This window comes from Nitrosopumilus sp. b3, assembly GCF_014078525.1.
Classification (GTDB): domain Archaea; phylum Thermoproteota; class Nitrososphaeria; order Nitrososphaerales; family Nitrosopumilaceae; genus Nitrosopumilus.
In genome coordinates this window covers 204,277-225,731 of record NZ_MU078694.1, presented here as the reverse complement: position 1 = coordinate 225,731, position 21,455 = coordinate 204,277, and the positions used below count along the sequence as shown (strand labels likewise).

At 33.7% G+C, this 21,455-nt stretch carries 23 protein-coding genes; 12 read left to right on the top strand and 11 right to left on the bottom strand.

Features of this window, described 5'->3' with window-relative positions; genetic code table 11:
* Positions 1-71: 71 nt before the first annotated feature.
* The 4 genes from C6990_RS03220 to C6990_RS03205 form a co-directional block, all read right to left on the bottom strand.
* Positions 72-875 (bottom strand): ion transporter, encoded by an 804-nt coding sequence (locus C6990_RS03220; RefSeq protein ID WP_182128321.1) that lies wholly within the window; start codon positions 873-875, stop codon positions 72-74.
* Positions 876-1,001: 126 nt separating this feature from the next.
* Positions 1,002-2,648, bottom strand: coding sequence for a magnesium/cobalt transporter CorA (gene corA / locus C6990_RS03215; protein ID WP_182128319.1), 1,647 nt, complete (start codon positions 2,646-2,648; stop codon positions 1,002-1,004).
* 84 nt (positions 2,649-2,732) lie between these two features.
* The gene (locus tag C6990_RS03210; protein ID WP_182128317.1) at positions 2,733-4,043 is read right to left on the bottom strand and encodes a hypothetical protein; all 1,311 of its coding nucleotides are present in this window, start codon (positions 4,041-4,043) and stop codon (positions 2,733-2,735) included.
* Between the two features lie 61 nt (positions 4,044-4,104).
* Positions 4,105-5,412 carry a sigma-70 family RNA polymerase sigma factor gene (locus C6990_RS03205; RefSeq protein ID WP_182128315.1) on the bottom strand — a complete coding sequence of 436 codons (1,308 nt, stop codon included), beginning with the start codon at positions 5,410-5,412 and terminating at the stop codon, positions 4,105-4,107.
* A gap of 323 nt (positions 5,413-5,735) precedes the next feature.
* On the opposite strand from C6990_RS03205, the gene C6990_RS03200 reads away from it, so the two are divergent.
* Positions 5,736-6,128 carry a DUF6659 family protein gene (locus tag C6990_RS03200; RefSeq protein WP_182128314.1) on the top strand — a complete coding sequence of 131 codons (393 nt, stop codon included), beginning with the start codon at positions 5,736-5,738 and terminating at the stop codon, positions 6,126-6,128.
* 175 nt (positions 6,129-6,303) lie between these two features.
* On the opposite strand, the gene C6990_RS03195 is transcribed toward C6990_RS03200, so the two are convergent.
* Positions 6,304-6,528, bottom strand: a complete 225-nt coding sequence (locus C6990_RS03195; RefSeq protein ID WP_182129124.1) for a hypothetical protein — start codon at positions 6,526-6,528, stop codon at positions 6,304-6,306.
* Between C6990_RS03195 and C6990_RS03190 the strand changes: the two genes are divergently transcribed.
* Positions 6,527-7,390 (top strand): hypothetical protein, encoded by an 864-nt coding sequence (locus tag C6990_RS03190; protein ID WP_182128312.1) that lies wholly within the window; start codon positions 6,527-6,529, stop codon positions 7,388-7,390. The two genes, C6990_RS03195 and C6990_RS03190, sit on opposite strands and share 2 nt — an antisense overlap.
* Positions 7,391-7,412: 22 nt before the next feature.
* Here C6990_RS03190 and C6990_RS03185 read toward each other — a convergent pair whose 3' ends face one another.
* Together C6990_RS03185 and C6990_RS03180 are read right to left on the bottom strand one after the other, a co-directional pair.
* Positions 7,413-7,778, bottom strand: coding sequence for a response regulator (locus C6990_RS03185; RefSeq protein ID WP_182128310.1), 366 nt, complete (start codon positions 7,776-7,778; stop codon positions 7,413-7,415).
* 53 nt (positions 7,779-7,831) lie between these two features.
* A complete protein-coding gene (locus C6990_RS03180) occupies positions 7,832-9,688 on the bottom strand; it encodes a sensor histidine kinase (RefSeq protein ID WP_255465153.1) in 1,857 nt (618 codons plus the stop codon).
* A gap of 249 nt (positions 9,689-9,937) precedes the next feature.
* Here C6990_RS03180 and C6990_RS03175 point away from each other — a divergent pair, with 249 nt between their 5' ends.
* Positions 9,938-10,486: a hypothetical protein gene (locus tag C6990_RS03175; protein ID WP_182128308.1), complete on the top strand. Its 549-nt coding sequence runs from the start codon at positions 9,938-9,940 to the stop codon at positions 10,484-10,486.
* A gap of 205 nt (positions 10,487-10,691) precedes the next feature.
* Here C6990_RS03175 and C6990_RS10965 read toward each other — a convergent pair whose 3' ends face one another.
* Positions 10,692-10,823: a hypothetical protein gene (locus tag C6990_RS10965; RefSeq protein WP_255465152.1), complete on the bottom strand. Its 132-nt coding sequence runs from the start codon at positions 10,821-10,823 to the stop codon at positions 10,692-10,694.
* A 99-nt stretch (positions 10,824-10,922) separates the two neighbouring features.
* Complete coding sequence (locus C6990_RS03170; RefSeq protein WP_182128306.1) at positions 10,923-11,105, bottom strand: hypothetical protein; 183 nt, start codon at positions 11,103-11,105, stop codon at positions 10,923-10,925.
* A gap of 151 nt (positions 11,106-11,256) precedes the next feature.
* On the opposite strand from C6990_RS03170, the gene C6990_RS03165 reads away from it, so the two are divergent.
* The 7 genes from C6990_RS03165 to trpA are packed head-to-tail and all read left to right on the top strand — an operon-like array spanning position 11,257 to position 17,544.
* Positions 11,257-12,606: an anthranilate synthase component I family protein gene (locus tag C6990_RS03165; RefSeq protein WP_182128304.1), complete on the top strand. Its 1,350-nt coding sequence runs from the start codon at positions 11,257-11,259 to the stop codon at positions 12,604-12,606.
* On the top strand, positions 12,603-13,208 hold the full coding sequence (locus C6990_RS03160; RefSeq protein ID WP_182128302.1) for an anthranilate synthase component II: 606 nt from the start codon (positions 12,603-12,605) through the stop codon (positions 13,206-13,208). Before C6990_RS03165 ends, C6990_RS03160 begins: the two co-directional genes overlap by 4 nt.
* A 15-nt stretch (positions 13,209-13,223) precedes the next feature.
* On the top strand, positions 13,224-13,751 hold the full coding sequence (locus C6990_RS03155) for a hypothetical protein (protein WP_182128300.1): 528 nt from the start codon (positions 13,224-13,226) through the stop codon (positions 13,749-13,751).
* The gene (gene trpD, locus C6990_RS03150) at positions 13,748-14,788 is read left to right on the top strand and encodes an anthranilate phosphoribosyltransferase (protein ID WP_182128298.1); all 1,041 of its coding nucleotides are present in this window, start codon (positions 13,748-13,750) and stop codon (positions 14,786-14,788) included. Before C6990_RS03155 ends, trpD begins: the two co-directional genes overlap by 4 nt.
* Positions 14,788-15,564, top strand: a complete 777-nt coding sequence (locus C6990_RS03145) for an indole-3-glycerol phosphate synthase TrpC (protein WP_182128296.1) — start codon at positions 14,788-14,790, stop codon at positions 15,562-15,564. The genes trpD and C6990_RS03145 overlap by 1 nt, the downstream gene beginning before the upstream one ends.
* Positions 15,561-16,751 (top strand): tryptophan synthase subunit beta, encoded by a 1,191-nt coding sequence (gene trpB, locus C6990_RS03140; protein WP_182128294.1) that lies wholly within the window; start codon positions 15,561-15,563, stop codon positions 16,749-16,751. The genes C6990_RS03145 and trpB overlap by 4 nt, the downstream gene beginning before the upstream one ends.
* Positions 16,738-17,544, top strand: coding sequence for a tryptophan synthase subunit alpha (gene trpA, locus C6990_RS03135; protein WP_182128293.1), 807 nt, complete (start codon positions 16,738-16,740; stop codon positions 17,542-17,544). The genes trpB and trpA overlap by 14 nt, the downstream gene beginning before the upstream one ends.
* A 181-nt stretch (positions 17,545-17,725) precedes the next feature.
* Here the strand turns inward: trpA and C6990_RS03130 are convergent, their stop codons facing one another.
* A complete protein-coding gene (locus C6990_RS03130; RefSeq protein WP_182128292.1) occupies positions 17,726-18,541 on the bottom strand; it encodes a cupredoxin domain-containing protein in 816 nt (271 codons plus the stop codon).
* Positions 18,542-18,619: 78 nt separating this feature from the next.
* Between C6990_RS03130 and pyrG the strand changes: the two genes are divergently transcribed.
* Positions 18,620-20,218, top strand: a complete 1,599-nt coding sequence (gene pyrG, locus C6990_RS03125) for a glutamine hydrolyzing CTP synthase (RefSeq protein WP_182128291.1) — start codon at positions 18,620-18,622, stop codon at positions 20,216-20,218.
* Positions 20,219-20,296: 78 nt separating this feature from the next.
* The gene (locus C6990_RS03120) at positions 20,297-20,452 is read left to right on the top strand and encodes a hypothetical protein (protein ID WP_182128290.1); all 156 of its coding nucleotides are present in this window, start codon (positions 20,297-20,299) and stop codon (positions 20,450-20,452) included.
* Here the strand turns inward: C6990_RS03120 and C6990_RS03115 are convergent, their stop codons facing one another.
* Positions 20,453-21,451 (bottom strand): NAD(+)/NADH kinase, encoded by a 999-nt coding sequence (locus C6990_RS03115; protein ID WP_182128289.1) that lies wholly within the window; start codon positions 21,449-21,451, stop codon positions 20,453-20,455.
* Positions 21,452-21,455: the final 4 nt, after the last annotated feature.

Genomic DNA, 21,455 nt, shown 5'->3' with positions numbered 1-21,455 from the left:
TCAGCATATGACCAAAATTTTTGTAGAGAAGAACAATAAATTTCAATACAGTTTTTAGGATCAATTATTTTTTATGAATACGAGATATCCTTTCCACAGTGAGGGCAAGTATTGCTTTTTGCTTCTCTTTTATTTCTTAATTCTTCTGTAAAGGCTGAAGCCATTATTCCAGTTGGAATAGCATAAACAGCAATACCAATTACTGCAACACCAGCTGCAATTAATTTACCCGGTATAGTAACAGGATAGACATCACCGTAACCAATTGTGGTAAGTGTCACAATACCCCACCACATGGATGCAGGAATACTAGAAAAGACATCAGGTTGCGCTGCATGCTCTGCATGATACATCAAACTTGATGCAAAAATCAACACAATGAAGAGAATAAAAAATGCCACTGCCAAATCACCTGCTTTGGATTTAAATACTGTACCAAGAGTTTGCATGGGTCCAGAGTACCTAGATAGTTTGAATAACCTAAACAGTCTCAATAGTCTAATTATTCTAATGAATCTAGTATCTACAACAATAAATGGCAAGAAGAATGGTAATATCGCAGCTAAATCAACTAGCATCATAGGAGAGACAAGCATTCTGGCCAACCCATACTTGGAATTATTATATTTAGGATTTAATTTGTAAACAACTATTCTTCCAATATATTCAACAGTAAAAACAATTACAGAGAAGATCTCAAAAGGAGTGAACAGATACCCGTATTCATCTAATACAGATTCTTCTGTTTCAACAATTACAACCAGGACATTTACTGCAATTAAAGTGATAATGAAAATTTGAAAACACTTTGTAAGTTTATCATTATTTGTTCCCTCTAAAATTTCATATGTTCGTTGAATTATTGTATTAGCCACGTAGCATTCATTCTTTAAATTGTCTAGTTTAAAACAATTCTATCTAATTTTTAAAAATCATTTAAAACCATAATTAAATTCTAATATTATGATAGAGTTACCAATAATGTATTTAAAATAAGGGACTTAGAGCCATTTTTTTCGTTTGAACCACAGCAGCATTATTCCAGTAATAATACCCATAGCAGTTAACATTGCAAAATAACTGTACTCCCATTGTAATTCTGGAACATAAACAAAATTTGTACCATAGATTCCAGCTATGAATGTAATTGGTATGAAAATAGCTGCAATGATTGTTAATGTCTTCATTACTTCATTCATGCGGTTACTAACACTTGAGAGATATGTATCAAGCATACCTCCTATCACATCGCGAAGTCCTTCTATAGTATCCATTACCTGAATAACGTGATTGTAGACATCACGCAAATAAGTTCGAGTATTATCTGAAATGAGAGTTGTAGAATCACGTCCTAGAAAATCAATAATTTCACGAGCAGGCCAAATTGATTTTCTCAAAGATATCATTCGTCGCTTTAATGTTTGAATCGTCTGCATAGTTTCAGCTGTAGGATTATGCATTAATTCATCTTCTAATTCTTCTGTAATATCGCCAATTTTTTCTATAACCAGGAAGTAACTATCAATTATGGCATCAATAATTGCATAGGCAAGATAGTCACTTTTTTGATTCCTAATTGTGCCTGTTTTGTTTCGGATTCGCTTTCTAATTTGATCAAAAAAATCAGCCTCAATTTCTTGAAAAGTTACCACATGATCTTTTGCAATAATTATGGAAATTTGTTCTAATTCAAGTTTTCCTGTTTCATCAATGTAATGAGGCATCTTTAACATCACCATGATGTAGTTATCTGAAACTTCAATTGAAGGTCTCAATTCAGTATTCATAATGTTTGCTTGGTGAAGAGGATGGATTTCAAAACTATTTCCAAATGCTTCAATAATTTTTGGATCATGTATTCCAATAACATTAATCCATGAAACATTTGGTTTGTCCTTGGACTCTAAACAATCTTCAATTTTTACATCATTTTTTTCAATAATTTCCTGACTATCATATTCCATCATATCTATTCTAACATTTTCTACTCTTTGCTCACCAACATGGATTAATGCCCCAGGACTTTGTCCAATGGTATCAACTAATGATACTTTTTGAGTTTTAGTTTTGTTAAGTATGTGGGATATTTTGGTAATATCTTGCAATCCAAAATCTTTTGTTATTTCTTTAACTTTGGATGTTTTACTTGCAACTCCAACAACTATGAATCCAGCAACTATTGAAAAGATTATGCTGATTCCCAATGGAACAAAATTACCCACTACTGCAGCTTCATAGATTGCTTGCACATCAGTTGCAGTTCCTGCTTTTGCTACTAACCCAATAGCCGAATCAAGTAGGAAAAACAAAAATGAAATCAATGCACCAATAATGATTGCAGTCACTACAGTAATTTTTGGGGGAACCTCAATGTTCTGTTCTCCTTTATATGGTGAGATGTATTTTTTGTATCGAATTATCATTAATGCCATAACAGTAATGATGATTGTAGAAATTATCCACCAAGCTACAAGCCATGGCCCTTCTTGAGAATCAATTAACTCCACTCCAGAAATAAGATCTTGAATATTTCCTGTCAAAGGTAATGAAAGAAGGGATGTTGCTATTCCAATTACAATCTGATACAAAAAGGCAAACGTAAAACCATAGACAAGTCGATTAACTATAATCCCAATCTTTTCTCTCATTTTCTGCCCACTAATTTGATTAAAGATCAGTATATTCTAATTGATGTTGGTTTATTTTTTATGACCTCTTTATTTTGATAATAATTAAAGGCCCAACATCATACCGTAGAGTTTTGTTCTAGTCTCCAACAGTTCCTTTCGCAAATCGCTGATATCCAATGCTAATTGTGCTGCCTCCTCTTCACCTGCTGAATCAAGTTGCTTTGAGACTAATACTCCTAAGCTTTTTCTTTTTTCACCTAATTGAAGTTGTAGTTCATCAACGTGTTTCTCAAGAGAAGAAATTTGTGTTGAAATACTTGCATTTTCACTAATACTGACAATTATGGTTTCTGAATCTACTGCATTTATTTTTCCAATGCCAACCTGACATGATTCTGGAATAATTCTATCAATTAGTTTTACATCTACTGAATCAGAATCAGAGTCCATTGTAATTACTGGAACTCGTATAGATTCCATACCTGAACAAGCTTCAAAGACCACGTTGAATCTTTTCAAATCAAGATTACTGGAAACTGGTACTACAACAGATTCAGATACGGATATTAGATTAGTTGTCATTCCAGTAAGGGGTTGTCCAGTTATAGATTTAGGAAAATCAATTTTGGATACTTTAACATTTGGAGGAACATACAAAGCTACTAAATATCTTCTTAATTGATCTTGAACATCATTGAGTTCTTTTTTAAGTGAGATGATGTTGTTAATTGTTTCAGGGTTTGGGTTTTCTTCTGTTTTTGGAAGAGTTTGTTTTAGAGTTTTTATTTGAGATTTCAAATCAGCAACTTGAGATTCTAGGGATGAAATTTTTTCAGAGATTCCACCTTTATTCAATAATTTTGCAGTGATAGATTCAGGATTTGCAGCTTTGATTAGAACAGATGTAGTATAACAAGAGTTTGCATTAATCATACTTCCAAGTTTTACTTGTTTAGTTTCACTATCAGATGTCACATAAATTTCAGGTGTGCGAATTACTTTATCATTAGCACATGCATCAAAAATAAAAGCATATCCAGAAATGCTAGTTGAAGCAGCAGATGTTTTAGAAGGAGACAACTGTTTTACAGTAAATAGTTTGTTTATTGTTCCAGCAGCCTGGCCTTTTGCGACTTTTTTTGTTTTAATTTCTTCTAGATTTTGGTCTGTGAGTTTTTTAGCCCATCCCATTTGAGATAATTTCTCAGCAGATTCAGGTTTTACACAAGATACATTTCCTGAAGATGCTTTTGTTATCTTTACTAATCCTTCAGCACAGATTATTTGTTCAGCAGTAAAATCTAGTTTCATTTGTTGTTTTGGAGGAATGACATCAGCAAAGGATTGAGATGCTAAAGGACTTGAAAACAATATAACAACTATTGAGAATACTAGCAAATTTGAAAATTTCATAAACTCCCTAAGACTTTCTAGTATATAATACCAATAATTTTTGAACTGATACTAAAGGAAATCAATTAGAATTTTTAGGATCAATTCCCAGATATTTTAGGAATTTATTAGCTTCTGATAGAGAGTGTTTTTTTATTTTTACACGGTCTTCTTTGCTGATTGATTTGGATACTAAGTGAAGCATCTCATCCATAAGCCTAATTCCACCTTGCGCACCTTTTCTTAATCCTAATTGATACAATATAGGAAGATTTGCCATATTGGATGGTACTTTGAGGTTGATTTCAGGAAGATTTGGGTTTTTTTTATCAGGAAATTCAATGTCAATGAATTTGTCAACTACTTTTGAAAGAACACCATCAAGATTCTCGCTTAAATTACGCTCTAGTTTTGTATTCTTTTCTTTTCTTGCCATCATGATAATTCGCTTAATTTTTAGAAGGGCTTGATTAGATTCTACTGAATCAAAATCCTTGATTGTAAGATCCACACCATAATCTTTCATAAATGCAGAAATGATAAAAGATAATGTCTCTTTTCTACATGAAGATTTTGTGGTTCCAAATGGACAATTATCACAATTTGTAGTAAAGTATCTAATTCCACGTTGACCAAAACTAGATAAAACAATTTTTTCCTGATCACGTAATTTAGAAATTATTCTCGATACAAGACCTTCATCAATCATTAAAGCTTGAGAAATTTCCTGATTAGAATATGATCCCTCATCAATCAATGCAAGAATTTCTTTCTCCAATTCACCTGGAGAACGTCTTGATGCTTCTTCAATGGCATCAGCTAAATAATGAGATACAAGTTTATCGCCAAGTTGATGTTTTATTGCAAATACAGTTCCATCAAATTCTGCATCTAATCCAGATAGTGTTTCAGTTTTTAATATTTTAATTAAAATCTTTTTTAAATTTTTAATTTTAAATTCTTTTAGAAGTTTTGATAAGGAGTCAATTGTAATTTTAGTATTCCCAGTTACAAATTGATTGTATAATGCCCATCTAACTTTTCTTTCATCACCACGCTCAATCAAACGAAGTAAACTACAAAAATCATCTATTTCATCCCATTTAATTTCTGAAATTTCATCATCAGAATTTTTAATCATAAGTGTCTTATCAAGATTCTTTAAGAATTCTTCAAAAAGTTTTTTTGTTTGGGTTTTTGTTGTTTTAGTTTGCTTAATTTTGATGCTCTTAGGAATTGCGTCAAATAGAATGTCTTTTGAAAGGGATGAATCAGTTCGAAATGGTTTTGTTTCATATTTTAAAAATTCAAAAAACTCTAACGTCTTATTTGTGATAGAAATTGGCTGAAAAATTTTTAATCCCAAAAGTACTGAATTTGAAAGCCCCACACTATCGTAAAATTATTTGATTATTTATGCTTATGAAGTCAACTACATGACTAATTCTTAAAGGAAAATAGCTAGATCAAGATCACCTAAATAATATCAAAAATTGACTTCTTTAATAGAAAATCAAAATAAATTATCTTATAGCAAAAAATCAATTTTCAAATCACTGTATTCAGAATTGTAAGATAGTATTTGATTGGTTCAGGAAAAATTTTGAAAATCCAAAAAGAGTATGGGGCAATGGTTCGTAAGAAAAGGAGGAAACTCTTCAATGGTGACGATGATGAATAATCCTAAAATTAGAGTAGGAAATGCATATCATTATGGCATTATTATCACCTGAGGACATCAAAAAATTAGATAACGCATGTGATGAGTTATCAAAGGATGAAAATGTAAGACATGTGGGAGTCATTAATGAGCTTGGAAGATTAGTAGCAGGTGGATTCAAAAAAGGAAAAACTCCACTCATAGAAGAAGAAAAAATTTCCATGACATACATGCAGATGCAATTGGATTTTAAAATGAGAAAAGAGTTAGATGATGTACTAGGGCCAATTGACTATATCGCATCTAGAAGAACAAAGCAACTAATCATTAGTGTTCCAATAGGAGATAATTTAGTACTAATATCAGCAGAACCAAATGCAGATGACAAAAAAATTATCAAAAGAGCTGAAGAATTATTTGATGACATCACAATTACTACAATTTGAGACGGATATTTTTATTACTATAGACACAACTTGATAATAAAGAGAAAATCTTTTTGATATTAAGAGTTATGAAATAGTCACATCATTTACTTGAATGATTCCAGTATTTCCGAATCAAATTTAATCGAATTATCTTTTTTCATATTTTTCGAAATGGCAGAAATCAGTTCTCGGATCAACTATAGTCATCCTCTACAAATATCCATGATAATCCCATCACATCCATTGCAGATGTGTTTTGCAGGGACAATATTTCAGGTCGAATTTTTTCTCTTTCTTTTACTGGTGTTTCTACCAGACTTGTTATAGGCTCAGATTGCCCGGGTTTCAAAGTTAGACTTTGCATGTTAAATGATTTGAGAATAGTTATTATTTGACTATGCCCAACAACTTGTGGCATGCCTTCTAATGAACAGGGAACAATCTATGGCAATCTACATGCATACAAAATGTACACTAGACCTACGGCCCAAAGATTGTTTGGAGCTTACTCTTTTAGAAAAAAGCAGGGCACAAAGCATCATGAAAATGTACAAAGAATGTTAGAAATACTTGGACTAAATGGCACACTTACAACATGGGGGATAGCAAAAACACATCTGGATGATTCAAGTGGAATCAGAACAAAGGAAAAAGAATACAGGAGACTTCTTCTTGGAAGAATGGCAAGAGGAAAACACACAATCGGATTATTAGAATCAGGTTTAGTAGTAAAAGACGGAAAGAGTCATGTCAAGGCACCGGCAGATCAATACAGATTATCTCTACACGGAATTTTATATTGTTTAGATGTTTTAGATTTGACAGACAAGCAAATTGATAAAATTGCTGAAAAATATTCAGATGTTCTTCCAATGGTTTTTGGTAAATGGGAATATCTAAAATCAAACATAGGTAACGAGGTTTACAGACTAAAGAATTTGGCTGCAGGGTTATTTATGGACAATATCCAAATTGCAAAGATTTCAAATTTTCCTGTTTATGAATTAATGACATACTTGAATGTAAAATATCAAAATAATTTTGAACAGATAGATGAAGAGGACTTGGCAAACCAAATATCATTTTGGTTTTACACTAATTTGCTTGTACCTGCTAGATTTAGAGCATCATCAAAGCATTCATCACTGGAGATAAAGCAATGGAAGAAAATTATTCAGGAAGATAAAAACATAGCAAAATGGTATTACGAGTTTGTCAATGAAGCCATTAAATTCTATAATACCAGATTTAGCAGATTAAAAAAATTAGAAAAAGTCTAATGCTAAAAATAGAGTCCATTAATTATGTATATTTGAGAACAATTTCTTCAAGCTGCTCAAACGAATATGGCTTATGGATTGTTCCCAGTAGAGACATGCTTTTTGCCTTCAAGTGTTTTTTTTCATCCATAGAAAAGGCAGTGATTAATACAACGTTTGCATTAGAATCAAACTGTTTTATTTTAAAAAATGCATCAAAACCATCCATTTTAGGCATCTTTATGTCCATAATAGTCAAGTTTGGAGAAATGTCTTTGTATTTTGATACTGCATCAAGACCATCTTCAGCCGTGACGACATCATACCCCATACTCTTTACCATGTAGGATGTATTTTCTAACAGATCAATATCATCATCTACAAGCAGTATGGTTTTTTTCTGAGACACATATCAGACTTAAAAATCAGCATGATAAAACTTTCGGAAAAATCATTCATAGATTAATTCGAGGATAAGGGAAGTGTAATGATAAAGCAGGTTGGATTGTTTTGAACAGTAATAGTACCCTTATGCTGCTCAATGATGTTTTTACATGTGGATAAACCCAAACCAGTTCCCTTTTGCTTTGAGGTAACAAGAGGCTGAAATATGTGAGACAAGACATCTTCAGGAATATCAGGTCCAGAATTTTGAATTTTAATAATAGCAGTTGAATTTTTTTGTTCGACAGTACAGGATATACTGCCAGGATCTTTTCCTATAGCCTGAATTGCATTTAAGAATATGTTGATTAAAACAATCTCTAATTTTTCAACATCAGCGTTTATTTTAAGATCTGATTGCGAAATCTCAAATGAAATATTTTCAGGAATCTCAATAGAATTTTTTGCAGATTGCATCAATTCAGTGATTGAGATTAATTTTACATCTAATGGAGTAACTCGCACATAGTTTAGGACATCATTAATTTGATGCGATATAGTATCAATTGAGCGGTTCATTCGTTCAATGACACCATTTAATTCATCATCATGCTCGGAGTTTTTTTGTAAAATTTCAGCTGAACTTTTAACAGTTGCCAACGGGTTTTTTATGTTATGGGCCATACTTGCTGAAACTTCTCCAATTGCTGCCAGTCTCTCATTTTTTATTCGGACATTTGCTTCGGCCAACTCTTTTTCAGTTTTAATTAATTTTTGTAAATTTTTTGCCATGTCATCAAATGATTTTCCAATGGTGTTGATTTCATCAATTTTCGAAGATTTGGTTTTAATTTTAAAATCACCTTTTGAAATAGAGTCAGCAATAATTGCCAGTTGCTTTAAAGGAGAGGAGACATTGCTTGATATTAAAAATCCACCAATAATTGATGCAATCATGCCTAAAATTGATACGCCAATTATGGAATTGCGTAATCCTACAAATTCATTTACAATTGATGAGCTGTTTTGCTCAATTACAACAAACCAGCCAAATCCCTCAAAAGTTCTATACCCAGTTGATTGTGCATAAGAGATCAAACGAAAGTCATCTATCTCGTCATCTAATTCAAAAAATCCAACATCATTTCCCTTTTGTATGGTTGGGAAAAAGAACACAGGAGAGTTATTCAATGAGATTTCTTGATTTGCAAAAATTTGTGTGCCGTCATTATTTAATAGCAAAACATCCCTGCCAGAAATTGTGAGAAGATCAGTTTCTTGAACAAAATCATTTAGCAATACATCAAGTGTCACTAAAAGTTTTAAAATTCCAATGAAATTTTCATCATCATCAAATATACTGTATGCAAATTCTATGGAATAATTTTGATAGTTTTCATCAAACTTAATTTCCCCGACATATTTTCCTGTCTCTTTTGTTTGCTGCCACCATTCTTCATCACTTTGAGAGTAATCTGATGTCCCAGTTGCTAGTGCAACATTTGCCCCATATGCATTTGTAACAAATAGTTCTTCTACAACCTCATAACCATATTCATCTTGATAGAATTCAATAGTTTCTAAGAGATCTCTTGTCAATGCGACATCGGAAATGCCTCCAATGAAAGGATTATTTTCCGTAAACTCTATTTCTTGCTCCTTTAGTTGCAAGTATGCTTTGATATTTTCAATTCTTTCAAATTCTTTATTTGATTCAGTCAGAGTGGTTCGAATTAATTCAGTCTTTGTTAATTCCTGAAAATCTATTAGCCTGTTTTCTATGTGTCTGTCTAAATTTTGAATTAGATTAAATGCAAATCCTTCATTTCTTGAACCCAACAATTCCTTGCTTTCCTGTACTGTTAAATCAAATGAAACCATTCCCGTTATTGTGAAAGTAAGCGATATTGCAAACATTACTGCAATTATTAGCAAGGAGATTTTCAAGAGATTAACTAGCCAGGATCAATTTGATATTAATTTAAACATCACTAATTTATTCAAAAAAAGGCACGCCACAGTAATTCCGCTATAGACAAATAGATTTTTGACTTTACTAATACATGGAAAAATAAATAGTTCAAATTAGGGCCGCATCCAAGTATGATTACCAAACTGGTGGATCTAGGCACGCCACAGTCCAAAATCTTTGGATAAATAACAATAATTTTGCAGGTTTTTGGGTTGGCTTGTTTGAAGGGTAAAGGCATTGTTTTAGGATTAATGTTAATTTCATCTATCATCATGCCAAATCTTTTGGCTGAAGCATTTGGGGAAAAGCCCACCATTACTGAAATTAGATGCAAAAATCATCTGTCCAACTATATCAAACTTGGAGAAGTTATGTACAAAGAGAGGTACAAAAATAACAGAATTGTAGATAGTTGCATACAATTATTCAAAGATTCAAATTCTGAACTTTACTTTAATCCATCAATCATCAAAGTTTCTCAAAACAATAACATGTCGTTTGAACTGACATATAACAAGGCAATTGGGGAAAAATACCATCTTTTAAAATATCATGTTTGCAATGATGAGGAAAAATCAAAAAATAAAATATTGTTCCAATCAAATTCTGAAAAATCTTTAATCGTATTGCCAAAAAAACTATTATCAAAACAATGCGCTGACTTTTGGACAGAAATTTCATCGGGAAATGTTGATTCAATAAAATTATCTTGGGATAGTGGAAAGGAAAAATCACTCAAAGTCAGAAAAACATTCCAATGATACCATTCCAATATCGGAAACCAATGTTATATAGTATATGGCATGCCACAACACGAAGGTAATTGTCATATAACAAAATTTACCAAACAAATACATGCGTTCTTTGAGAGAAACAAGTGTTATCAAAAATCGTTACAGGGATGAGAAACCCATCCCCAACATTTCTCAGTACCAGTCCATAAATTCAAAGGATGACGTTATTCTCTCAAAGAGCATTTTTTATGCTTGCAACAGGTGTGATGGAGCGCTTGTTCCAATATCGGTATGCATCTTTTGTAGAAGACCATCCTTGCGCAGTTGCACAAATTGTAATATGATCATCGATACAAGATACCACGAATCATGTAAGATATTGATAACATTTGGAAATATGGTTTCCAAAAAAAGTGTTGATTAAATTTTTGAAAAAATAGAACATAAAATAAATTACTGTCGCCTACTGTAAAGAATAGTGAACATCACAAAATAGAACTGTTCCATTAGGCAACGTCTTGGCAGTAATGCAATGACCATCTTCTAATCCCTTACCACATACATAACACTCTATTTTAGAGACAGATGTTTGTGATTTTGATAGACTTTGCACATTTTGCATCATAGTCTGATTTACCCCCTGCATGGTAATTTTGATACGATCAAATATGATATAAAGGTACCGTACCATACGGTAATGTAATCATGCCTGAGAAATGAATAATTTTAAACAAAAATTACGACATCAAAACCCACTCATCAATTTAAATAATAAAGAACTGAGATTTTGTTTATGGGTGGACACCTTTGGAAATGCTCAAGCAAAAGTAATACCCCTAGATTTATCTGAAAACCAATTTCAAATTTACAATAAAATTTCAAGAAACTATTCACATTCATTTCTCTTTGAGTCATTGACAGGGCCAGAAGTTTTAGCTGAAACATCAGTGATGGGATTTGATCCTAAAATTATCCTCAAAGGGTATTCAGACAAGGTAGAAATAACTTCAGATGACAATACCAAAACCATTAAGACTACGGATCCATTCTCAGAGCTAAAAAAACTCTTAGGAAAATCAGATGATCAAAGTTATCGTTATTTAGGCGGAGCAGTAGGGGTGGTAAACTATGATGCAATAAGATTAGTGGAAGACATTGCAGATTCACACAACTCAAAACAACCACTAATGGAGTTTGGAATTTATGATGATGGTATACTCTATGATAATGTACACAAGAAATTATTCTATTTTTATCATGATGAAAACAGATTTGATAAATTAATTATGAATGATGATACGTTTGGTGAATTTCATTCAAGTGAAGTTACACCCAATATGGACAAGGCAAAGTTTTCAGAGATTGTCAACAAGGCAAAAAAATACATTCATGATGGGGACATATTTCAGGTAGTTCTATCTAGGAAATTTGCATTTAAGAATAAAGGAGACAATTTAACACTATACAAAACTTTACGAAATCTAAATCCTTCACCATACATGTATCATTTAAAACAAGGAACAAAAACAATAATTGGCGCATCACCTGAAATGTTAGTTCGAATTACAAATGATAAAGTAGAAACGTTCCCAATAGCAGGAACAAGAAAAATTACTGATGATGATGAAGAAAACAAACGATTAGCAGAAGAATTGATTCATGATGAAAAAGAATTGGCAGAGCATACCATGCTAGTTGATTTAGGTAGAAATGATATAGGCAGAGTTTGCAAGTATGGAAGTGTTCATCCAGAATCATTAATGCAAATAAAACGATTCAGTCATGTACAGCACATTGTAAGTCACGTAGTTGGGAATTTAGCGCCTGAAAACGACATGTTTGATGCGTTTCAGGCAGTTTTTCCTGCAGGGACAGTGTCAGGAGCTCCCAAGGTTCGTGCAATGCAGATTATTGATGAATTAGAGACAGAAGCCAGAGGACCATATGCTGGTGCTATAGGATATTTCTCATACAATGGCTGCTGTGATTTTGCAATTGCAATTAGAAGCATATTCATTGACGATGATGACGGATTCGTCCAATCTGGTGCAGGGATTGTTTCAGATTCAATTGCAGAAAATGAATTCAAAGAAACAGAACACAAAGCTGGAGCGATGCTGCAAGCGTTAAAGGAGGCATCTAAATGAAATTTCTAATTATTGACAATTATGATTCATTTGTGTACAATATTGCACAGTACCTAGGAGAGTTGGGAGTAGAAAGCACTGTAATTAGAAACGACAAAATTACTTTGGAGCAGATAAAACAAAACAACTATGATGGAATAATAATTTCTCCAGGGCCTGGAACTCCTGAGGATAAAAAATATTTTGGAATTTGCTCAGATGTAATCAAAGAGATTGGACCTACAACACCAATTCTAGGAGTATGTCTAGGACACCAAGGAATTATTCATGCTTTTGGGGGCAAAGTAACTAATGCAGGATGTGTTCGACATGGAAAGACAAGTCCGGTAAAGCATACAAATTCAGAGTTATTCCAAAATGTAAAGAATCCATTTAGAGCAACAAGATATCATAGTTTAGTTGGAGATAAAACAATAATTCCAGATACTTTACAAGTTACAGCAACAGCTAATGATGATGGAGAAGTGATGGGAATCAGCCATAAAAAATATCTCATTCAAGGCGTCCAATTTCATCCCGAATCCATAATGACTGAGGATGGAAAAAAGATCCTGGAGAATTTCATAAATCAGGTAAAGGAGAGAAAGTCAGGCTCAAAATGAGCCAGGAGGAATATCATGACAGAATTACTTTCTGACAGAGAAAAACTTGTTTCAGTGTATGGATTTACAAAATACTATTCAGATGAAAACATCCCAGATGATTTTATTCATATGCTAGTAGAGCAGTGCGTTAAAAAAAATACAAAGTTAGATTCATTTGAATTAAAAAAAGAGGTTGAGGGACTAGATAATTTTTTGACATTTACAATAGAGTCTACAATGCAAAATATTGAAAAAACAATTCTATACAAAAGGGTAATTTCTGATAATCCAAAGCCTTACACTGTCGGTGAATATCTAAAAGAAAATCCTAAAGAAGCTTTGATCTTTGTTTATTCTGTTGGAAAGGGAATAGAGGACTCCTCCAAAGAAAACAACATCCCATTTGATTTTGAAAATTATATGAAAAAGTTTGATGACTGGGTATTTTATGAAAGCTTTTCAGAAAAAGAGTTTGAAAATATTCCCAAAGACACACAAGATTTCTTAGATACAGTTATTGAAGAAATAAAGAGAAAGCCAAAATCAGGAGAAAGGAAATGATCTCAGAGATTATAGCAAAACTGCAGCAAAAGACAGATCTGAATTATGAGGAAATGAACACAATCATGACGGAAATACTATCAGGAAAAACAAATGATGAGCAGAACATGGACTTTCTATCAAATCTTGCACAAAAAGGAGAGACTGATGATGAGTTATTAGCTATGTTAGACAAAATGCAAGAGTACTCACTCAAAGTAGATACAAAAAACAAAGGAACCATTATTGATATGTGCGGAACTGGAGGAGACAAGCTTCAAACATTCAATGTCTCAACTACAGCGTCATTTGTAGTAGCAGCTGCAGGTGGAATTGTTGCAAAGCATGGGAATCGTTCAAGTTCAGGAGTTTCAGGCAGTGCAGATATTTTTGAGTATTTTGGGTATGATTTGAGTCTAGAGCCTGCACAAATTTCAGAGATTTTGCTAAAGCATAACATCTGCTTTATGTTTGCACAAAAATTTCACCCTGCAATGAAACATGTCTCAAATGCAAGAAAACAGTTAGGAAAAAGAACCGCATTTAATTTGCTAGGTCCACTCTCAAATCCGGCTGGAGTAAAAAATCAACTCGTAGGAGTTTTTTCAACAGAGTTTCTTGATAGATTACCTGTAATTCTAAAAAGAAAAGGTGCTGAAAACATTATGACAGTACGCTCAGATGATGGGATGGATGAATTTTCCACAAGTGCAGTAAATCGCGTATGCATTTTGAGGGATGACAAAGTGCTGATGAATGCAATTGATCCTGAAGTGATAGGACTGCATAAATCAAAACTGAAAGATATTCAAATTAAAACTAGAGGTGATGCATTAAAATCATTTGTAGGAGTTCTAAATAATACTGCAAATCAAGCCATGATTGAGACAACAGCACTTAATGCTGCAGGAGGATTAATTGTTGCAAACATTGCAGATAATTTTGAGGAAGGAGTAGAGATTGCATTAAACACAATTAAAGATGGGAAAGCATTTTCACTATTAGAGAAATTTGTTAAAGATACAGGAGATATTTCAAAATTAAAGGAGATGATATAATGGCAGAAAATATTCTCAGAAAACTTGTAAACAATTCACAAATGGCAATAGATGATGGAACGTATGATATTGATGCAGATTTGCAAAAATCAAATAAAGACTTTGTACAAATAATTAAGACAAATCAGCATGCGACACTTTTAACAGAGATAAAATTTGCATCGCCCTCACTTGGGAAGATTAGGACAACATCAGATCCTGTAAGCATTGCAAATAAAATGATTGCAGGAGGTGCAAAGGCATTATCAATTTTGACACAGCCACATCTGTTTAATGGGTCACCGGAATTTTTTATGAAGGTAAGGCAAACAGTGGATGTCCCGCTATTGATGAAAGATATCATGATTGACAAGGTTCAGATTGATGCGGCAAAGAAGATAGGGGCGGACTATATGCTTGTAATTCAGTCTCTATTTGATCAAAAATTCCTCAAAGACATTGATGATTTTATCAGTTACGGGCACAAACAAGGACTGGAAATTCTACTGGAGGTTCACACAAAAGAGGAATTTGAAAATGCCCTAAATACAGAGGCAGATATCATTGGAATCAATAACAGGAATCTAGATACACTGGAAATTGATCTGAAAACAACTGAAAGAGTACTAGAAGGGCATGATAAATCAAGAATAATTCTATCAGAGAGCGGAATTGAGACTCCAGATGATATCAATTATCTAAGAAAAATTGGTGCAGATGCATTTCTGATTGGCTCTAGCATAATGAAAAGCGATAACATTCAAGAACAGGTAAAAAAATTGGTGAATGCATATTGAAATATCCTAAAAATGGCAGATTTGGAGAGTTTGGTGGAAAATACATTCCCGAAACACTTGTTCCTGCCATTGAAGAATTAGAAGAGAACTATCTAAAGTTCAAAAATGATAAAAATTTCAAAAAAGAATTAGACTATTATCTTAAAGTGTATGCAGGACGACCTACCCCATTATACTATGCAAAGAATTTATCAGAGAAACTAGGTGGTGCTAAAATCTATCTAAAGCGAGAAGACCTACTACATGGAGGAGCCCACAAAATCAACAATACATTGGGACAAGCATTATTGGCAAAAAAAATGAACAAAAAAAGAATCATTGCAGAAACAGGGGCAGGACAACACGGAGTTGCAACAGCAATGGCATGCGCAGCTCTTGGTATGAAAGCCGAAGTCTACATGGGATACAAAGATACGATTAGGCAAAAGCTAAATGTCTTTAGAATGGATTTACTTGGGGCAAAGGTGCATCCTGTAAAGTCAGGTTCAAAGACACTCAAGGATGCAATTAATGAGGCAATTAGAGATTGGATTACAAATGTAGAGACGACATACTATCTTCTTGGCTCAGCTGTTGGCCCACATCCTTATCCGGTTATGGTAAGGGATTTTCAAAGTGTGATAGGGGAAGAGATCAAAGTACAAATGAAAAAAATAAACAACAAAGCACCAGATAGTGTAATTGCGTGTGTTGGAGGAGGCTCTAATGCAATAGGCACATTTTATCCACTAGTGGACACTAATGCAGAAATTATCGGAGTAGAGGCTGCAGGTCAAGGATTAAAATCAAAGATGCATTCTGCAACACTTTCTGCGGGATCCAAAGGAGTTCTACATGGGATGATGACATATCTTCTTCAAGATGACGAAGGACAAATTACTGAAACACACAGTATTTCAGCAGGGTTAGACTATCCAGGTGTTGGTCCTGAGCATTCATACTATAAGGATTCAAAGAGAGTGAAATATCATTCAGCAACAGATGTTGAAGTTATTGATGCATTCCTAATGCTTACAAGAACAGAGGGCATCATTCCGGCCCTTGAATCAGCTCATGCAATTGCAGAGGCAATCAAAGTAGCAAGGAAAGGAAAGAAATCAGAATCAATTGTAGTAACACTTTCTGGAAGAGGAGACAAAGACGTAGAAGAAGTACAAAATTATCTGAATAAAAATGTCAAAGATTAAAGAAAAATTTGCAGAGTTAGAGAGGAAAAATCAAAAAGCCATGATTTCATACATTATGGCAGGATTTCCAAATGAAAAGGCCACGATTTCAACTGTTAGAGGCCTAGTCAAAGGTGGTGTGGATATTATTGAGTTAGGATTTCCATTTTCAGACCCATTAGCTGATGGCCCCGTAATTCAGAATGCAAGTACCATATCATTAGACAAAGGAACAAAGATTAACAAGTTTTTTTCCCTAGTTAAAAAAATCAGAAAAGAGACAGACATTCCACTAGTATTAATGACATATACGAATATTTTGTATCACAAAGGATACTCAAAATTTATCAAAGATGCAAAAAATGCAGGAATTGATGGATTCATCCTTCCAGATATGTCAGTTGAGGAATCAAAAGAGTATATCGATGCTGCAAAAAATAATGCAGATACAATATTTTTAATCTCTCCAAATACCTCAAAGAAAAGAATAGAAAAGATCTCCAAAGTTTCAACAGGATTTTTGTATCTAGTAGCAGTATTTGGCACCACAGGAATCAAGACAGGAATTAAAAATTATACATTAAAAGCAATAAAGGATGTCAAAAAACAAACAAAGGGAAGAATCCCCATAGGAGTAGGATTCGGGGTTTCAACACCGGAGGACGTAAAAAAATACATCAGTGCAGGGGCAGATGCAGTAATTGTTGGCAGCGCATATCTACAATTGATAGAGAAAACACCTCAAAACAAATTAGAATCAAAGATTGCATCTTTTACAAAAAATCTAAAAAAGAATACCATTCTAAAAAAATAACGATTCCGTCAAAGATATGGTGGTCAAGTTCTCAAACTTTACGGAGGGGGAACTCTATTTCAGTTATGACCACCAAACTAGATAGTCATCAATAATGTATGTCTTAGGAAAAATAAAAAACAACCGTTAAAAATTTCTTAAAGTCGTTTAAAAAATGAATAATTTTTGTACGATTGTATAATTATCTGATAAACGAAAATTTTGATCGTACAATGAACAGAGTTGAGAACAGTCCAACACACAAAACAGCCATTGCCAAAAATCCAAATTCAGGAATAACATAAGATCCCATTACTTTGATTTCTTTGGAATTTGGCTTAATCGGGATAATTAATTTTGAGCCAGAAGATGTCTCTTCTATTTCGACTTCGACCATCTCACCATCCACCCAAGCAGTGTTTGGATTTTCAATTAGTTCAGGTGGCAAAATAAGTGAAATTTGTTCATTTTTTGTCTCTCCAGGAATAGTAAATGTTAGAGAACTTCCTTCAGGATCAATATGAACTGCTTTTGCAAGAGGAGTATCTAAAATGTATTTTACTTCAAAGCCCAAGCCATCATCACTATATCCAGAGGCAACACGTGAAATGGATTGAACACTTCCAGGATTCTTTACCACATGAACGACACCGTTCATCCAAGGGTGAAGGCTACAGTAATAATAAAAATCGCCTAGTTCATCAAATTGTCTTGTGTATGAATCACCTGCTGTGAAAAAACCACTATCAAACAGACCATTTTCTTCCCCGGATTGAGAAACAGACGTTACAGTATGAAATGCAGTGTCAGCATTTTTCCAAGTTACAGAATCACCTGGATAAATTGTGATTATTCCAGTGGTCTCACCAGTTGTTTTTTCAGACCAGAAGAACGGTGCACCAGGATCAGATGCACCTGAAGGAATCTTGATTTCATAGTTAGTCTCCGCAAATGCAAGCGTGCTAGAACTTAGAATAAACACAGACAAAATAGACAAGGCAAAAAATGCGAGTTTCATAATTGAGATACATCAATCTATTATTTCAATCATTATGATCGTCAAAACATACAAAAACCAGATGCTCGTTTCATTAATGTGCAGACAAAGTTTATTTTTGTTACAGGTGGTGTGATGTCTGGTCTTGGAAAAGGCGTTACTACCTCATCTATTGCAAAATTATTACAGTTAGCTGACCAAAAAGTTTCTTGCATAAAGATAGATCCTTATCTGAATTATGATGCAGGTACAATGAATCCAGTAGCTCACGGCGAAGTCTTTGTCACAGAGGATGGAGGAGAATGTGATATGGATATTGGAAATTATGAAAGATTTCTAAATCAAGACATACCAAAAAGTCACAACATTACAACTGCTCAAGTTTATTCATCAGTAATTGAGGCAGAAAGAAAAGGAGAATACCTGGGTGCATGTGTTCAAATCATACCACATGTTACAGATGAGATAAAAAACAGAATCAGAAAGATTGCAGAGGATGAGAAACTAGACTTTTTGATTGTAGAGTGTGGCGGCACAGTAGGAGATATTGAATCATTGCCATTTTTAGAGGCACTCAGACAACTAAGAGTTGAAGAGGGACCACAAGGAGTAATTTTTGCTCATGTCACATTAGCTCCATCATTAGATGTAGTTGGAGAGCAAAAAACAAAACCCACACAACATAGTGTGCAAGAACTGAGAAGAATAGGTATTCAGCCTGACTTTCTAGCAGTTAGATGCACATTACCTCTAGAAGAAAAAACAAAAAAGAAGATTGCGATGTTCACAAATGTAACACCAAAAGATGTTCTATCTTGTCATGATGCAAACTCAATTTTTGAGGTTCCACAGATATTGTATGACCAAGGAATAATGGATTCAATATTTACAAAATTTGGAAAGGTTGGTATGGTCAATGCATCTGCAAATTGGGACAAGTGGAATGAGATTGCTCAAAGCATGGTAAACCACGAAGATCAAAAGGTAAAGATTGCAATGGTTGGAAAGTATGTAACACTTGCAGATAGTTATGTGAGTGTAAATCACGCACTAAAACATGCAGGTGCAAAAATAGGAAAGTCAGTAGACATCAAGTGGATAGACTCTGAATCAATATCTGATTATAGTATTTTGTCTAATTTTGATGGTATTTTAGTTCCGGGAGGATTCGGCACAAGAGGCTCAGAAGGGATAATCAAAACAGCAGACTATGCACGTGAAAAAAATATCCCATATCTAGGAATATGTTTCGGATTTCAGTTAGCAGCAATTGCATTTGGAAGAAATGTACTGAAATTAGAAGATAGTAATTCTACGGAAATCAAACCAGATGCAAAAAACCCAATCGTAGATTTACTTCCAGAACAAAAAGATGTTGCAGATATGGGAGGTTCCCTAAGACTAGGGGCAAATGAAGTAAAAATTAAAGAAAATACAAATGCACATAAAATTTACAATGCAAATTCTATCAACAAGCGTCACAGACACAGATACGAAATTAATAGTAAATACATACCAGAATTTGAAAAAAATGGATTGATATTTTCAGCTGATAGTGATGGCGGGAAAAGAATGGAGATTTTAGAAATACCTTCCCACAAGTTCTATCTAGGGGTTCAATTCCATCCAGAATTCAATAGTAGACCAGGATATCCTGAAGAGTCTTTTTCAGCATTTCTTAAAGCAGCTTCTCAATAATAGATTATTTTAGGCAATTCCAATATTGGGAATTTTGCGTTTTTACTAAATATAGAGTAAAAAAAGCCAACTCAATTCATGAAAAAATGTAAGAACTGTGCCAAAGATTACGAAGTTGGAATCAAAGATTTTTGCTCTGATGAGTGTTTCAAAGAAGACATTGAAAAAAGAGTCAAGGTTGCAACAGAAAATGACGTATCACATACAAGAAAAATATCCAGAGATTATCCGTAGTTATTCTATTTTTGAAATTTCATAAATTTTTTGTCTTGCATCTCGAATTGAGACCTTCTTTTTGACATACCCTTTTTTCAATAAATGGCTTAATGCTAATCGAACAGTTCTGTCTGGTAATAATGTCTTATTTGCAAGATCCTTTTGTGTTAATGCACCCTCATATTCCAATGTCTTTAAGAGTAATTTTGAGCTTGGAGGCATGCTAAGTAGTTCTTCAGCCAAATGAACTTTTTTTGCCAATGCAGAAATTGCAGTGGAATCTTTTTTTAGTCGAATGATTTTTGCAGGTGGAAAAAACTGTGTGCACTCTACTGTTTTGTTCACTTTGAATCTGTCAAGACCATCAAGTACAGCTTCACAGTGTAATCTTGCAGACACATCATCAATTTCAATCAAGCTTTCATTTGATACGATAATGGGCCTTCTAGTTACATCAAGAGAGTTTACTGAGATTATTTCAAATACTTTAGAGTCTTGAAACAAAACTGGGCCTCCAGCAGACATGGAATATGCAGAAGACCCAATAGGAGTGGAAACAATTATGCCATCACTATTGTCGTGCCAAACTTCTTCACCATTGACTCGTAATGTGTGCTCCATAAGCATAGCACTCTTTGATGAAAATACAGCAACGTCATTTAATACAGGATAGACATTTTTTCCATCAATCTTCACACCTAGACGCGGTACTTCTTCAACTGTGTAATTTTGTTTTTTTAAAATTCCAACATATGATGAAAATTCTCTTAGTTCAATTTGTGCCAAAAATCCACTTGCTTCTCCTTCACTAATTCCCAATACGGGCGATGTGGAATCAAAAGTTCTATGAAAATAATTTCGTACTCCCTTGTCACCACCCAATACAATAACACAGTCAGTGGTTTTTCCTTTTGATTTTGTGATTGGAAATGATTTAATTCCGTTCTCATCCAAAATTTTTCTGATTATCTTTGCTGCATTTTCTGCAGTTCCAGAACCATAGATTCCTATTTGCACAGAA